Raw genomic sequence first — 15803 nt, forward strand, 5'->3', positions numbered from 1 at the left:
CATATGATAATATGTTCATACAATAGCTGTTATCAATTAAATTTAAGAGTGTTTTAGAATGACAGACAAAATGCTAAACCATATCAGTGAAGGGGATTGCAGCGGTGCGGACAGAGGTTTTGACAAACAGGGAATATTTGGGGCTCACGATCCCTTTTATGCTTTCGACAATGACGCAGCCTTTGATGGGGGCTGTTAATACTGCTGTGATGGGACAGCTGCCTGATCCCAAGTATATAGCTGCTGTAGCCTTGGGGGCGATCCTTTTCAACAATATTTACTGGTTTTTTGGCTTTCTGCGGGTCAGTACTTCCGGTTATGCGGCTCAGGCTCTTGGTTCCGGGGTCAGGGAAGAAAGCCTGCTGGCTTTTCTGCGGCCGCTGTTTATTGCGGTGCTTGTCAGCTGCGGCTGCATTCTTTTGCAGAAACCGATCCTGTCCGCTTATTTGGCTTTGGTTGCACCTGCTGCCGATGTGGCGGCGCTGTGTACGGCTTATTATGATATTCTGATCTGGGGCGCACCGCTGGTGTTGTTTAATTATGTGTCGCTGGGCTGGCTGATGGGGCAGACGAGGGTGCGGGCTTCGGTGTTTATGCAGGTTTCCAGTAATGTTTTGAATATGGCTTTAAGTATGTGGTTTGTTTTCGGGCTGCATTTCCATATTGAGGGAGTTGCCTGGGCGACGCTTCTGAGCCAGCTATACGGCGCTGTTGTTGGCTGCTGGCTGATGTATGTTTATGGCGATTTTGACTATAGGCATTTTGATTATAAAAAAGTTATCGAGCCAGGGAGTTTGTTAAAGATGCTTTCGGTGAACGCTAATCTGATGATCCGCACAGCCTGCCTGCTGACGGCGAATAATATCATTGCTGCTGCCGGCGCGGCTTTGGGGACTGTGGTGCTGGCAGCCAATGCGGTACTGTTTCAGCTGAAGGACATCATGTCCTATCTGGTCGACGGCATGGCCAACGGCGCGGCGATTTTTTCAGGGCGGGCTCTGGGCCAGAAAAACAGGGATTTATTCTGGCAGACCTTGCGGATGACTTATAAATGGCTGTTCGTACTGGTTGTGGTGCTGATGGCAGGCTTTGGCGCCAGCGGTATGTTCTGGATCAGGTGTTTTACAGATATTTCCGAGGTAGCGGCATTAGCCGGGGCTTACAGATATTATGTGCTGCTTTATCCTCTGATAGCCGGTATTGGCCTGGCGCTTTACGGTATGTTTACCGGCGCTACCTATACAGCTCCGGTACGCAATATGATGATGGCTGCACTGGCTGTATTTTGGCCTGCGGAACGGCTGTTGGTGCCTTTATACGGCAATGATGGCTTATGGCTGTCATATCTTTTATTTGTTGGTACTCAATCTTTAATATTATTTTTATCATTGAAAAAACTTAGAAAAAAGATTTAAAAAGTTATTTAAAAGTGTTTACTAAGTATATACTTTGTGTTAATATTGTTATAAGTTAATAATTTTATCAAAGGTGCCGCAAGGTTAAATCAGGGAAGTCCGGTGTAAATCCGGCACGGTCACGCCACTGTAAGCGCATATTGCGTAAGTCAGATCGCAGCCTTTGGTATTGCCATATCCGCGGGTGACGGATCAGCAGTTAGTTCTTAAAAATTGTATAGATGGAGTAGTATAATTATTCCGCTGTGCAAAAATTTTATGATCTCCTGCATCCGTGGTTCATGGCTGCAGGAGATTTTTTTGTGAGGAGATGGGAAGCATTGAAAAACAAACAGATTTGGAGCAGGCTTGGACAGATCCTGCTGGTGCTTTTAGGGATCAGCTTTTTGACTTTTGCTTTGGTGATGCTGTCGCCCGGTGATCCGGTCCGGCAGATGATCGCCGGTAATGAGGACATTATGGTCAGTCAGGCGGAGATAGAAGCGCTGCGGCATGAGCTTGGTTTGGACAAACCGTTTATTTTCCAGTATCTGGATTGGCTGGGGCGTGCTGTGCAGGGGAACCTGGGCTTTTCCTATATGGTCAAAAAGCCTGTTGTTGAAGAACTGATGCATTGTTTGCCGGCGACGATCTATCTTGCTGTGGCTTCGCTGCTGTTTATGCTGGTAGTATCGCTGCCTCTGGGCATTTATTCGGCGGTTAAGCGTAACAGCTGCTTTGATTATTTTGTCAGAGGTCTTACTTTTTTCGGTGTTTCAGTTCCTAACTTTTGGATGGGCCTGATGCTGCTGTGGATTTTTGGCTTACAGCTGGGCTGGCTGCCGATAGTAGGCGGCAGGGTAAGCCTGGAGACGATCATTTTACCAGCGGTGACGCTGGGAATAGCAATGGCGGCTAAATATACGCGGCAGGTGCGGGCAACTGTTCTTGAGGAATTACATCAGGATTACGTTGTCGGTGCCAGAGCCAGAGGCATGAGTGAGAGCTATATCCTTTGGCAAGAGGTGCTGCCGAACGCGATGCTGCCGCTAATGACGCTGCTGGGGTTATCATTGGGTTCCCTTTTAGGCGGGGCGGCTGTTATCGAAATAGTTTTTCAGTGGCCGGGATTGGGCCGTTTGGCTGTCGAGGCTATCACATATCGTGATTTTCAGCTGGTGCAGGGCGTTGTGCTTTGGATAGCGCTGATGTATATGGTGATCAATCTGTTGGTAGATATTTCCTATAATTATTTTGATCCACGCTTAAGAAAGGCAGGCAAGTAATATGGAAAATCTTATCAATGGTTTAAAAATGAATAGGCAATTTGCTGTTTCCAGCCTGCTGGTGCTGGCGCTGTTTTTGATTGCCGTAGCTGCGCCGCTGTTTTCGCCTTATGATCCTGTGGAAGCGACGATGAAGAACGCTTATCTGTCTGTCCCCTTGTGCCGAGCATATCTTTGGTACTGACAAGCTGGGGCGCGATGTGTTCAGCCGTATTTTGTACGGCGCCCGTTATTCTTTGAGCGGAGTCTTGCTTTTGGTTGCGGTGATATTTTTTGTCGGTACTTCTTTAGGAATTATTTCCGGTTATTACGGCGGCAAGGTCGATGCGGTGATCATGCGTATTTCCGACATGATGATCTCTTTTCCGGGTATGATCCTGGCGATAGCTATTGCAGGGATACTGGGCGGCAGCCTGGTCAACGCGGTCATTGCGCTGACTGTTGTCAGCTGGACTAAATATGCCAGGCTGGCCCGCAGCATGGTGCTGAAGATCAAAAAACGTGACTTTGTGGAGGCGGCGATAGTAAATGGCGGTAAACCGGCGCACATCCTTTGGCAGCATATCGTGCCGAATATCCTGCCGCTGATGGTCATTACGGCTGCGGCTGATATTGGCGCTATGATGATGGAGCTGGCCGGGTTGTCGTTTTTGGGCTTTGGCTCGCAGCCGCCGGCGCCGGAATGGGGCCTGATGCTGAACGAGGGCCGGCAACAGCTGCAGACTGCGCCCTGGCTGATGATTTTCCCGGGTCTGGCTATTTTTGTCACTGTTGTGATTTTTAACCTTTGGGGCGACAGCCTGCGCGACGTGCTTGATCCGCGGCAGGAAGACTGATGATGGTGGTTAGGTAAAATTTTATTATATACAAACGAGTTTGAAAGGGAGATGTATTATGAACAAAAGTATTAAATTTACAGCAGCAGCCGCAATGATCGGACTGCTGGCACTGGCAGCTGCCGGCTGCGGCGGTGGTGATAAAAAAGCTGCCGCGGCGAAGGATACTTTGAAATTCGGCGTTACTAATTTTGCCGATAATCTGGAACCGACAGATAACTTTTTCAGTTGGGTCGTTATGCGTTATGGCCTGGGCGAATGTCTGGCCAAATTTGACGATAAAATGAACTCTACCCCGTGGATTGCGGAAAGCTGGAAAATCGGCGATGATAAGCTGACCTGGACTTTTAAGATCAATGATAAAGCTAAATTTTCCAATGGCAATAAGGTAACTGCCGAAGCGGTAAAAAGTTCGTTGGAACGTGTTTTTGCAAAATCCAATCGTGCAAAGACATTTTTTGAATACAGCGAGATCTCGGCCGACGGCCAGAACCTGATCATCAAAACCACTAAGCCGGTACCTTCGTTGCCGGGGATGCTGGCAGATCCGCTCTTTATAGTCATCGATACCAGTGTCAAAGATCGTGATTATGCTAAGCAGGGGCCTATTTGCACCGGTCCGTATGTGGTGAAGGAATACAGCAAGGCTAAAGCGGTAATGGAAGCTAACCCCAATTATTGGGATGGTGAAGTGCCATTTAAACATGTCGAGATCCCTACTATCGACGATCCTAATACCCGTGCTATGGCGCTGCAGTCCGGTGAGATCGATATGGCGATCAATATTGCCGCGGGTGATCTGTCGCTGTTTAACAAAAAAGACAAGTTCAATATTTCCGAGATCGCTTCCCTGCGTACAGTTTTGGCACAGATCAATATGAATGAAGGGCACCCGCTGCATGACATTCGCGTACGCGAAGCTCTGATCAGTTGTTTGGATCGTGAGACCTATAACAAAGTTTTACTGAAGGATACTTTTATCCCCGGTAAGGCGCCGGTTCCGCCTTCCCTGGATTACGGTTTTGATCAGCTGAAAGATCCTAATACCTATAATGTGGAACGCGCTAAAAAATTGCTGGCTGATGCGGGCTGGAAGGATACAGACGGCGACGGTATCGTAGATAAGGACGGCAAACCGCTGGCTATCGACTTCGTGTATTACAGCGGCCGGGCCGAACTGCCTTTGTATGCGGAAGCAACTCAGGCTGATGCGAAGAAGATCGGTATCAAGGTCAATATGAAAAATGTTGATTATAATGTGCTTGATCCGATGCGCCAGCGCGGTGAGTTCGATTTATGCATTTCCAATATCCTGACTGCTAACAGCGGCGACCCGGAAGTATATTTGAACTGGTACTGGAAAACTAATGTCAATGGCAGTCAGCCCCAAAACTCTACCGGTTACAGCAATCCTGAATATGATGCGCTCAGCGACAGGCTGGCTGTCGAATTCGACCCGGCTAAACGCCGTGAGCTGATGATAGCTATGCAGCAGATCCTGCTGAACGATGCGGCTGCCTTGTATTTCGGTTATCCTAAAACTAATATGGTCAGCAATACTTCCATTCAAAACGCAGATATCAAACCTGCTGATTATTACTGGCTGACTAAGGATATTAAGCCTGCTCAGAAATAATCAGCGGGAAGAAGGGACACTGTAATGCTTTTAAAAGTTACAGATTTGGACATCAGCTACGGCAGTAAAGCCACAGTAGCCGGTGCCAATATCGAATTGGAAAAAGGCGAGATCTTATCTATCGTCGGTGAAAGCGGCAGCGGCAAAACTACCGTTATCCGTGCGATCATGGGCTGCCTGCCCGGTAATGGCCGTGTCAGCGGCGGCGGGATCATGTTTGACGGCAAAGACTTGCTTGCAAATACGCCGCAGCAGTGGCGCGAGATGTGCGGTACGGAAATTTCCATGATTTTTCAGGACAGCGGCAATATGATCAATCCTATCAGAAGGATCGGCGAGCAGTTTATTGCGTACATACTGACCCATGCACCGCAGACTTCCAAACAGGAGGCCTATCAAACGGCGGTAAAAATGCTGGCAGACGTGCGCCTGCCGAATCCTGATGTTGTGATGCGCAGTTATCCGTTTGAATTATCGGGCGGTATGCGTCAGCGCGTCGGCATCGCTATGGCGATGACCTTCAGTCCCAAGCTGCTTTTAGCCGACGAGCCGACCAGTGCGCTGGATGTTACGACCCAGGCGCAGATCATCAGGCAGATCGTTGACGTGCGCAACGAATATAATGCCGCTGTGATCATCGTGACGCATAATCTGGGCGTAGCGTCGTATATGTCGAATAAGATTATAGTCATGCAGAACGGCAGGGTGGTTGAAAGCGGCCCTCGTGAAAAGATCATCGGTGATCCGCAGCATGAATATACTAAGGAACTGCTGGCTGCGGTTCCTGTTGTGGGAGGTAAGCGTTATTATGCCTGAAAACGTAAGATTACACCCGCATGAAAATTGCAATTGTGCCCATGACGGTGTTGCAGCACCGGCGGAAGTAATTATGGAAATTAAAAATCTGACTAAAAAATTCCCGGTTGACGGAGGGCAAGTACTGACAGCCTGTGATAATGTCAGCCTGCGTGCTTATAAAGGTCAGACGCTGGGGATCATTGGCGAAAGCGGCTGCGGCAAAAGTACTCTGGTCAGAACGATCCTGCAGATCCATCCGGCTACCGCAGGTGAGGTAATTTTTAATGATCAGGATATTCTGAAATTGAAAGGCGAGGCTTTGCGGCAGAATCGCCGTAATCTGCAAATGGTCTTTCAGGATCCCTCGGCTGCCTTTAATCCCAAGATGCGCGTCAAGGATATTTTGTGTGAACCTTTGCTCAATTTTGGTCTGCTGAAAAAATCCGAGATTGATGCCAAAGCAGCTGAACTTTTACAAATGGTAGAGCTGCCTGCGGAGTTCAAGGGCAGGTATCCGCACAGTATGAGCGGCGGCCAGCGTCAGCGTTTGGGCATCGCCCGTGCACTTTCGCTGGAACCTCAGATCATTGTCTGCGACGAAGCTACTTCTGCTTTGGATGTTTCTGTACAGGAAAAAATCTGTGAGCTGCTGGTGCGTCTGCAGAAGGAAAAAGGTATTACGTATCTTTTCATCTGTCACGATATCGGTCTGGTCGATCTGATGAGCCATCAGGTCGCCGTCATGTATCTTGGGAACGTGGTCGAACGTCTGGAAGGCTGCCGTTTATCGACGGGCAGTGCACATCCGTACACTAAGGCTTTGATCAAGTCGATTTTTAAAGTCGATTTTAAAGCGGGCGAAAAGATCCAGCCTTTAGAAGGCGATATTCCCAGCCCGCTGGACCTGCCGCAGGGCTGTCCGTTTCAAAGCCGCTGCGATTTGTGTCAGGCTGTGTGCCGCGAGGTGAAACCTGAATTGCGTGAGATGCATGAAGGGCATTTTGTGGCCTGTCATTTTGTAAAGTAAAATTTTTTATATTGCAGTAATCTTGCCGGTTACTGCAATATAAACTGGTTATTGTGTGAACGATTGCTTATGTGTCGATATTTTGAAAGAATCAAATAAATACACTTTTGCTAATAAGAATTTTACCAGCGTATGTGTCAGATAAAAATTTACAGGAGTTGATTTATGATGAAAAAATCTTTAGTACTTGCTATGGCCATGGCTTTGGGCGTAACTGCTTCTGCCTATGCCGCCAATCCTTTTTCCGATGTGCCGGCAGGCCATTGGGCTTATGACTCTGTCAACAAACTGGCGGCAGCCGGTATCGTTGACGGTTATGGCAACGGCACCTTCGGTGGTGATCGCCTGATGACCCGTTATGAAATGGCGCAGATCGTGGCCAAAGCTATGGCTAAAGGCGCGAATGTAGACCGTCTGGCGGCAGAATTTGCCGATGAACTGGACAGCCTGGGTGTGCGTGTGGCCGCTTTGGAGAAAAAAGCTGATAATGTGAAGATTACCGGTAATATCCGCGCTCATTATGCTGATTATAAAAAAGGTGCTAAAGATCGCAATGGTAGCTATGGTGCCAAGCTGCGTACACGTTTATTTATAAACGGCCAAATTAATGATAATTGGTCTTATACCGGGCGTATCCAGAATATCCAAAATTTCAGAAATGACAGCGGTGATGAAAAAACTGATTTTAACTGGGCTTTTGTGCAGGGAAAAGTTGGTGCTGTCGATATAAGAGCCGGCCGTACCTGGATCTATCTTGGTGATGGTAATATCTATGATGAAACTTTCGACGGTATCGTTGCTTCTTTTGGTAAGGATGTGAAGCTGGAGGCTGTTTATGGTAAGCCTACTAATAGTCTGGGCTGGGATTACGATAAAGTTTATGGTGCATCCTTGAGTGGGAAAACCGGAGCTTTGGGATTGGGAGCAGGTTATTATAAGTTTGATGCTGCAAACAGTGCCACCGCTGCAGGCGTGGCTAAAGACGACAATGAGATCTGGCAGGCTAATGCCAGCTATGGCTTTGGTAAAGCTTCGGTTGGAGCAATGTATCTGCACAGTGATCTTGATGGTGAACGGGGCGGCGATGGCTGGGTAGGCTCTTTAAACTATGGCGGTGCCAAAGGGGCTAAAGTTGGCAGTTTTGGCTTGAATGCTCAATATTACAGTTTGCCCGCAGGGACGGTAGTAGCTCATACAATGAACGGCGAATATCAATATAGCTGGGGCAAGAACGGCGATGATAATAAGGGCATCAAAGGATATAAAATAGGTGCTTATTATACCGTAGCCAAGAATATGGTTGCTGGCGTTGAATATTATGATTTAAAGGATAAAATCGACGATAATAAATACAAAACACTTTGGTCGCAAATGATCATTACTTTCTAAAAACGCAATTTTAGTCTTACAGGCTGTTTCCATTGATTATGGGAGCAGCTTGTATTTTTTAAAAAAATTTTAAAAAAACTATATATGAATATTTGCTCATATGTTATAATAAGACAACGGTAAAAATAAGGAGGCTGAAAAATGACTAAATCACAGCATGATTCAGAGAATTTACAGAAGCATAGCGATACAGATAGCTGCGGCTGCGGCCACGATCACGGACATGAGCATTATCATGCACACGACGGACATGAACACGGACATGGTGAAGATAGCTGCGGCTGCGGTCACAGCCATGGACATGAGGAAGCTAAAGACGAATGTGGCTGCGGCCACGAACATCATCACGAACACGACAGACATGAACACGGACATGATGAAGATAGTTGTGGCTGCGGGCACGAGCATCATCATGAACACGGCGGACATGAACATCATGTTCCGGGGCATCCTGATGATTGTCAGTGTGAGCGGTGCCATCCGCATGAGGAATACTGCGATGTCTGCGGCGAAAGTCTGGAAAATTGTACCTGCCGGATGCCGGATGCTGATTGCGTCAAACGGGTCTATACTTTAAAAAATCTGGGCTGCGCCAACTGTGCGGCCAAAATGGAATATAAGATCAAAGAGCTGCCGGGTGTGGAATATGCCGCGGTCAGTTTTGTGACGAAACAGCTGCGTTTGTCGGCCAAAGATCATGAGGCGCTGCTGCCGGCTATCCGTGAGATCTGTACTGCCATAGAATCGGATGTAGAAGTAGTGCCGCGCAGCGGGACGATGCCCTTTAATTTTGAAAGTAAGGTCTATTTGCTGGAAGATCTTGGCTGCGCCAATTGTGCCGCTAAAATGGAAAAAGCAATCAACGAACTGCCGGGCGTTTCGGCGGCGACGATAACCTATGCTACGAAGCAGCTGCGTTTGACGGCTAAGGATCACGCCCAACTGCTGCCGCAGGTGCAGGCGATCTGCAGTAAGATCGAAGCGGGCGTTAAGGTTGTAGAACGTGTGGGTAAGCCTGTTTTAGCCGAGTCGATCAACCAGCGTAAAAAAAGCGGCGGTATCCTTTCGATGTCGGATGAACAGCGTTCGCTGGCAGAAATAGTGCTGGGCGGTATTTTGTTTATTATCAGTGAGATCACCGGTATCGTGCCGGAAGCTTATCATGTTTACTGCCTTGTTGCTGCCTATATCCTTTTGGGCGGCAGGATCGTTTTAACGGCTGTCAGAAATATTGCCAAAGGCCAGGTCTTTGATGAAAACTTTCTGATGACAGTGGCTACTTTAGGCGCTTTTGCTATCCGGCAATATGAGGAAGCTGTCGGGGTAATGCTGTTTTACCGTGTTGGTGAATATTTTGAGCACCGGGCTGTGGAAAAGAGCCGCGGCCAGATCATGGAAGCTGTCGATATGCGCCCGGAAGTCGTGAATCTGCTGATTGGTGAGGAGGTGCGCGTTATCCCGGCGGAGGAAGCTAATGTCGGCGATATTCTGCTGGTGCGTGCAGGCGACCGTATTCCTTTGGATGGCGTCGTTATCGAAGGTGAGAGCCTGCTTGACACTTCGCCTGTGACCGGCGAGCCGGTACCGGTGAAGCGCGGCTTTGGCGACGAGGTAGTTTCCGGCTGCGTCAATACTTCGGGTATGCTGAAGATCAGGGTCGAGAAGGTTTTAGCGGAATCCATGGTCACAAAAATTCTGGATTCTGTAGAAAATGCCGCGGCCAGCAAACCACAGCTGGATAGGTTCATAACGCGTTTTGCCCGTATCTATACTCCGTTTGTTGTTGCTGTGGCAGTTTTGACCGCTGTGCTACCGGGTTTACTGACCGGAAACTGGGAATACTGGATCTATACAGCTTTGACCTTCCTGGTTATCAGCTGTCCCTGTGCTCTGGTACTGAGCGTGCCGCTGGCCTTTTTCTCCGGTATCGGCGCCGGATCTAAGTATGGTATTCTTTTTAAGGGCGGCGTTACGATGGAAGCCCTGAAAAATGTTAAAGCCGTGGTCATGGATAAAACAGGGACTGTGACTAAAGGTAATTTCGTTGTGCAAAAGCTGGTCCCTGTCCGGGGCGTTGATGCAGATGAGCTGCTGCGGCTTTGCGCTTCTGCCGAGCTTATTTCCAGTCATCCGATAGCAACCAGTATCGTCAATGCTGCCAAAGCACGTGAGCTGAAGCTTGAGCGACCACATACTTTTGAAGAAATTGCCGGAGAAGGTTTAGTTGCTGCTGCTGCTGACGGGAAAATTTTGTGCGGCAATAAAAAACTGCTGCAGCGGTTCGATATCGATTTTTCGGCCCGTGAAGAAGGCAATTATGGCACAGAGGTACTGGTTGCCAGGGGCGGCAGGTATTTGGGGCAGATTATCATTGACGATACGCTTAAAGAAGATGCTGTAGCTGCCGTTGCCGCACTCAAAAAGATGCAGCTGACGACGGCGATGCTGACGGGCGACGCTGAAGCAAGCGCTCAGGCTGTGGCTAAGGCGGCAGGTATCGATGAAGTAAGAGCAAAGCTGCTGCCGCAGGATAAACTGAACGAGCTGGTCCGGCTGCGCAAACAGTATGGCGGCGTGATGTTTGTTGGCGACGGTATCAATGACGCTCCCGTTCTGGCAGGCGCTGATGTTGGCGCGGCTATGGGCAGCGGCGCTGATGCGGCTATCGAGGCTGCGGATGTAGTGTTTATGAATTCGGAGATGCGGTCTATTCCTCAGGCTATTGCCATAGCGAAGGAAACTACCAGGATCGCCTGGCAGAATGTATTTTTTGCTTTGGTGATCAAGATTATCATTATGGCGGCAGGCCTTGCCGGGTTTGCTTCCATGTGGGCGGCGGTTTTTGCCGATACAGGCGTTTCCGTGCTCTGCGTTTTAAACTCCATTCGTATTCTATATAAAAAAGTATAAAGTCAGTAAGCCTTTGATGATCATTGTTTTATTGGATTCCTGTTTTCTATTGTGAGGGATTAAAATAATGGGAGATGAAGATTTTGAAAAAGAATATTGCAGTATTATTTTTTATGATAGTAGTAAGTTTGTCTGTGCTTGCTTGTGGTGGGCAAACTGCAAAAACGGGAGAAAAGGTATTGCGGGTGGGGACCGACCCGAATTTTCCGCCGTTTGAATATTATGTGGAACGCGTTCAGTCGCATACAGGCTTCGATATAGATATGGTCAATGATCTTGGTCGAAGAATGGGCTATGAGCGGGTGGAATTTATTAATATGCCTTTTGATAAATTGCTGGAAGGTTTGTCACAGAAGCGATATGATGTTGTTGCAGCAGGTCTTTCGATAACAGAAAAAAGGCAGCAAAAATATGCTTTTTCGGAACCTTATGTACAGAGCCGATTTGCTTTGATGGCTTGCAGAGGTGCTGGAAGGAGCAGTATGGACAGAAAATCTATCGGGGTGGAAGCTCAAAGTTCAGCGGAACAGGTTGCTGCTGGTTATGCCGGAGTCCAAGTCAAAGGCTTCGAAAATAATGGAGCTGCCTTGCAGGCCCTGCTTGATAAGAGATGTGATTATCTTCTGGCTGATGAATTTACCTGCTCTTTTTATATCGCCAACGGGTATGGTGAGAAGGTGGAAATATTAGAAAAAGTGGGACCGGAAGATAAAATTGGTCTGGCTTTACGCAAAGATGATGCTGAATTATTACAGAAAATCAATATAGCGTTAAAGGAACATAAAAAAAGCGGCGTTTACAACAATTTATTACGTTTTTATTTTGGGATCCATCAATAATCGTTACTGTAAAATTAGCAGACAGCAATCTGTCTGCTAATTTTTTCTATGGCAAGCATGAAAAATAACCGCTGTTATTAAAATATTGTGAATCTATAATAATACATAAATTAGGGTTGACAAAATGAGTTAGCGGTAGTAAACTTTTAAGAGGTTAGCGAGAGCTAACTTTTTAAAAACGGGGTAGTTAGCGATGACTAATGCAAGGGGGTAAAAGTATGATGACATTAAAAGAAGTTCCTATCGGTTCTACTGTAACGATCAAAAAAGTTTGCGCTGCAGGATCTTTGAAACGCAGGATCGTTGATATGGGTTTGACAAAGGGAACGCCTGTGACTGTTAGAAGAGTTGCGCCATTGGGCGATCCTTTGGAAGTGACTGTGCGCAGCTATGAGCTTTCACTGCGGAAAGCAGATGCTCAGAATATTTTAGTAGAATGATTTTTGATTTAAAGTGAGTGAGAGCTGATTTGAGGAGGAACGATTTTGAGCAGGACATTAGCATTAGTTGGTAATCCCAACAGTGGGAAAACTACATTGTTTAATAATCTTACAGGCAGTAAACAGTATGTTGGTAACTGGCCTGGTGTAACGGTTGAACGTAAGGGCGGCAAACTCAAAAAGCACGAAGGCTTTGAAGTTATGGATCTGCCCGGTATTTATTCTTTATCTCCGTATTCTCCGGAGGAAGTAATAACCCGTAATTATCTTTTAGAGGAAAATCCTGATGTTATTATTAATATAGTTGACGGGTCTAATTTGGAGCGGAATCTGTATTTAACGATGCAGCTTTTGGAAATGGGCTGCAAGGTCGTAGTTGCGCTCAATATGATGGATCTTGTCAGAGCGAATGGCGATGTTTTGGATACGGAGCTGCTTGCCAAAGAGTTGGGCTGCCCTGTAGTGCCGATCACCGCTACCAGCGGCGAAGGTGTGCAGCAGCTCGTTAGCAGGGCCGTTCGGATCGCGCAGGCGCAATGTGATCTCAAAGATCCTAACGCTTTCCCTGAAGAAGTAGAACGTGTCCTGCAGGAGATCGGTGAAATGGTAGCGCCGCTGCCGCAGGTTGAACGCCGCTGGCAGCTGGTCAAGGTTTTTGAACGCGACGGACAGCTGCTGGAAAAGTTAAAGTTGTCTCAGGGCGTGCTTGATAAACTGGAAGTATTGATCACCCGTTTTGAGCAGCAGGCTGATGACGACGCGGCAAGTATCATTGCTGCCGGACGGTATCAGAAGATCGATGCTATGCTGCGCAGCTGCTATAAAAGCGCGAATGTTGATTATTCAAAGACTGTTTCAGAAAAAATCGACCGGGTCGTAACTAATCGCATTTTGGGACTGCCGATCTTTTTGGGGATCATGTGGGCTGTCTATTATATTTGCATCCAGACCCTGGGTGATGAAACTATTGGCTGGATGGAAGGCCTGTTTGAAGGCATCAGCGAATATGTTGGAACTTTGCTGGAGGCGGCAGGTGCGTCCGAAGTCATGTCGGGTCTTGTGCTTGACGGCATTATCGGCGGTGTTGGTGCGGTACTTGGCTTTGTCCCGCAGATCTGTTTGCTGTTCTTGTTCCTGTCGTTTTTGGAAGACTGCGGCTATATGGCGCGCGTAGCTTTTATTATGGACCGTATTTTCAGGCAGTTCGGGTTGTCCGGCAAGTCATTCATTCCGATGCTGATCGGTACCGGCTGCAGTGTTCCCGGTATCATGGCTGCCCGTACTATTGAAAATGAGCGTGACCGCAAGCTGACGATCATGCTGACGCCTTTTATTCCCTGTAATGCCAAGCTGCCTGTATTTGCTTTATTTGCAGCGGCCTTTTTCCCCGAACAGTCCTGGGTCGGCCCTTCGATGTATCTCTGGGGTATAGTGATGGTAGTTGTTTCTGGTATTTTTTTGAAAAAGACTAAGGCCTTTGCTGGTGAACCGGCAAATTTTGTCATGGAATTACCTGCTTATCACTGGCCGCGTGTCAAAGATATTCTTATTCATACCTGGGAACGTGCCCGCGGCTTTATTGTTAAGGCCGGTACGATAATTTTCCTGGCCTCAGGCCTGGTATGGGTCCTGCAGTCGTTTGATTTTTCTTTTGAAATGGTAGAAGCGCAGGATAGTATGATGGCTGTGATCGGTCATTATCTGGCCCCGGTGTTTGCGCCGCTTGGTTTTGACAGCTGGCAGACAGCTTTTGCGGCTATTACTGGTTTCCTGGCTAAAGAGGTGGTTGTTTCCACTTTTGGTGTTTTGGCTGGTGTTGCTGAAGCAACTGAAGAAGATCCGACCTTGATCACTACTATTCAGAGCATGTTTACGCCTGCCAGCGCGTATGCCTTTATGATTTTCACTTTGCTGGCATCTCCGTGTTTTGCTGCTATTGGTGCTATCAGGCGCGAAATGGGCAGCTGGCACTGGACTTTCTTTGCCCTCCTATATCAAACAGGCCTGGCATATTGCATGGCATTGCTGATATACCAGATCGGCAGCAGGATGTAATAACTGTGCTGTAGTTTGATGTTTACTTTAAAAAACGCAGGCGATGCTGCCTGCGTTTTTTATTTTTTGCAGATATTTCACAATCGCCGCAGCCGCAGCAGGCATGGGGAGTTCGGGCCTAAGAGCGCTTTGTTTTTATACAAAAATCTTTGTAGTGGATTGTATTTTTACGTTTATTGTGGGAAAATATTAACTATTGATTGAGAAAAAGGTTTTGATACAGGGAATAGTTTTGTAAGGGGAGTAGGCTTGTGGAACCGATAAAACGACAAAAGAAAGAGACCGATCCAATATACACAGTCATGCTGATTCCGCACAAAGGGCGTGAACCCAGAAGTATTCATTTTCGCGTCAGTTTCTTAAAGAAACTGGGCGTTGTCTGCGGTATCGTTTGTCTGATTGGCGCCGGGGTTGTGCTGAAATCGTCGCACACTGTTTACAAAGCGCAGCAGAATGAACAGGAATTGCTGTCCTACAGAAGCGAAAAAGCTGTTCAGGAAGAGAAAATAGGTAAGCTGCTGCAGGAAAATGAAGCTATCGAAAAAGAAATGGCTGAGATTTCCAAGCTGGAAGAAGCAGTGCGGTGGGAGTTGGGAGAAAGCGGCGTCCAGCCGTCCCGTTCCGGTATCGACCGCAGCCAGTATCTGGGGCAGGGCGGACCGCAGTCGGCTAAGGTAGAGGCTGTTGATGTTTATGCTGCACAGAACAAAGTGCTGCAGGAAAAGGTCAAAGACAGAAAAGCGACCCTCAGTGATCTGCTGGGCAGATTACGCGAGCTGAATCAGCGTAAGGCGGCGATGCCGACGCTTTGGCCTACGAGTGGTGGTACGATCACTTCGTATTTTGGCGGCCGCAGCGATCCTTTTGGGAACAGGTCTTATGATTGGCATCCCGGTCTTGATATTGCCAACGATTATGGCGCTCCGGTCTATGCCAGCGCGTCCGGGACTATCGAAGAGGCCGGTTGGGTCTCAGGCTATGGCCGTTATGTAAGGATACAGCATGGCTATGGCTATGAAACTGCTTATGGGCATATGAGTGAGATCGCTGTCCGGTCAGGACAAAGCGTTACTAAAGGCGAAATCATCGGTTATGTTGGCAGTACTGGGTACAGTACTGGTCCGCATGTGCATTTTGAGGTACTGGTGAACGGACAGGTGACTGATCCGCTGGAATTAGTAAGATAATAAAAG

At 47.7% G+C, this 15803-nt stretch carries 11 protein-coding genes, 1 pseudogene and 1 riboswitch; all 12 genes and pseudogenes read left to right on the forward strand.

All coding sequences use genetic code 11. The features are described 5' to 3' along the window. Nucleotides 1-104: 104 nt before the first annotated feature. Nucleotides 105-1415: an MATE family efflux transporter gene (locus Q4G98_RS02630; protein WP_298562618.1), complete on the forward strand. Its 1311-nt coding sequence runs from the start codon at nucleotides 105-107 to the stop codon at nucleotides 1413-1415. 54 nt (nucleotides 1416-1469) lie between these two features. Continuing rightward, nucleotides 1470-1595: riboswitch (cobalamin riboswitch) on the forward strand. A gap of 140 nt (nucleotides 1596-1735) precedes the next feature. Continuing rightward, nucleotides 1736-2680 (forward strand): nickel ABC transporter permease, encoded by a 945-nt coding sequence (nikB, locus tag Q4G98_RS02635; protein WP_366916942.1) that lies wholly within the window; start codon nucleotides 1736-1738, stop codon nucleotides 2678-2680. Nucleotide 2681: 1 nt separating this feature from the next. Next, a pseudogene (nikC, locus tag Q4G98_RS02645) lies at nucleotides 2682-3516 on the forward strand (nickel transporter permease). A gap of 94 nt (nucleotides 3517-3610) precedes the next feature. Beyond that, the gene (locus Q4G98_RS02650; RefSeq protein ID WP_366916943.1) at nucleotides 3611-5152 is read left to right on the forward strand and encodes an ABC transporter substrate-binding protein; all 1542 of its coding nucleotides are present in this window, start codon (nucleotides 3611-3613) and stop codon (nucleotides 5150-5152) included. A gap of 24 nt (nucleotides 5153-5176) precedes the next feature. Continuing rightward, nucleotides 5177-5968, forward strand: a complete 792-nt coding sequence (locus tag Q4G98_RS02655) for an ABC transporter ATP-binding protein (protein WP_301961826.1) — start codon at nucleotides 5177-5179, stop codon at nucleotides 5966-5968. A gap of 73 nt (nucleotides 5969-6041) precedes the next feature. Further along, entirely contained in the window at nucleotides 6042-6977 is a 936-nt protein-coding gene (locus tag Q4G98_RS02660) for an ABC transporter ATP-binding protein (protein WP_298563760.1), read from the forward strand. A 165-nt stretch (nucleotides 6978-7142) separates the two neighbouring features. Then, the gene (locus Q4G98_RS02665) at nucleotides 7143-8366 is read left to right on the forward strand and encodes an S-layer homology domain-containing protein (protein WP_366916967.1); all 1224 of its coding nucleotides are present in this window, start codon (nucleotides 7143-7145) and stop codon (nucleotides 8364-8366) included. 537 nt (nucleotides 8367-8903) lie between these two features. Continuing rightward, nucleotides 8904-11276, forward strand: coding sequence for a heavy metal translocating P-type ATPase (locus Q4G98_RS02670; RefSeq protein ID WP_366916968.1), 2373 nt, complete (start codon nucleotides 8904-8906; stop codon nucleotides 11274-11276). 83 nt (nucleotides 11277-11359) lie between these two features. Further along, nucleotides 11360-12115: an ABC transporter substrate-binding protein gene (locus tag Q4G98_RS02675; RefSeq protein WP_298563718.1), complete on the forward strand. Its 756-nt coding sequence runs from the start codon at nucleotides 11360-11362 to the stop codon at nucleotides 12113-12115. Nucleotides 12116-12333: 218 nt separating this feature from the next. After that, a complete protein-coding gene (locus tag Q4G98_RS02680; protein ID WP_293661902.1) occupies nucleotides 12334-12555 on the forward strand; it encodes a FeoA family protein in 222 nt (73 codons plus the stop codon). A 45-nt stretch (nucleotides 12556-12600) separates the two neighbouring features. Continuing rightward, the gene (feoB, locus tag Q4G98_RS02685) at nucleotides 12601-14610 is read left to right on the forward strand and encodes a ferrous iron transport protein B (protein WP_298563723.1); all 2010 of its coding nucleotides are present in this window, start codon (nucleotides 12601-12603) and stop codon (nucleotides 14608-14610) included. A 251-nt stretch (nucleotides 14611-14861) separates the two neighbouring features. Beyond that, on the forward strand, nucleotides 14862-15797 hold the full coding sequence (locus tag Q4G98_RS02690) for a M23 family metallopeptidase (protein WP_298563725.1): 936 nt from the start codon (nucleotides 14862-14864) through the stop codon (nucleotides 15795-15797). Nucleotides 15798-15803 lie beyond the last annotated feature (6 nt).

Origin of the sequence: uncultured Phascolarctobacterium sp., assembly GCF_958349595.1 — a bacterium.
GTDB lineage: Bacteria > Bacillota > Negativicutes > Acidaminococcales > Acidaminococcaceae > Phascolarctobacterium.